The 611-nt window shown below is 56.7% G+C and carries 1 pseudogene; it reads right to left on the bottom strand.

Going from position 1 to position 611, the window contains the following annotated elements:
- Positions 1-611, bottom strand: a pseudogene (locus tag HCA61_RS25865) (transposase); the annotation flags it as partial.

Raw genomic sequence — 611 nt, 5'->3', positions numbered from 1 at the left:
CGTGACGCATCGAACGGCACGCCTGACTTCAGCACTCCATACGCCACCTGTGCCAGCTTGCGCATCATCGCGCCGAGAATCACCTTTCCTTTCTTGCCATTAGCCGCCAGACGGTCGCGGAACGCCCGTCCCCACTCAGTCTTACTGGTGGCTACCATTGCGGGCATATACAACGCCCTGCGAAGCGACACATGTCCGGCCTTACTCATCCGGCTCGCCCCTCTCACACTGCTACCTGATTCATAACGCCGTGGTGTCAGACCCGCAAAAGCGGCGAACTGTCTGGCATNCCTGATTCATAACGCCGTGGTGTCAGACCCGCAAAAGCGGCGAACTGTCTGGCATGGGCGAAGCGGTCCTTCAGACCGATATAAGCCAGCAATACCGCAGATGTTTTCTCTCCGATACCCGGGATGCTTTCCAGCAGTTTCCTGCGGTGTTTCATATCCGGATCATCGTCTGTCAGGTCTTTTATCTGCTTCTCAAGACGCTTCAGCTCTGCTTCAAGCCACAGAAGGTGAGCATCAATGCTCGGTCTCTGGACTTCCCGCGCCGTTTCAGTGCGATTCAGTTCCTGCGTGTGCATATCTGTCAGCGCCTGGTGGCGGACT

This window comes from Rhodococcus sp. HNM0563, assembly GCF_012726195.1.
Classification (GTDB): Bacteria; Actinomycetota; Actinomycetes; order Mycobacteriales; family Mycobacteriaceae; genus Rhodococcus.
The sequence above is the reverse complement of the archived record's forward strand: the minus strand, read 5'-3'. Positions and strand labels throughout refer to the sequence as shown.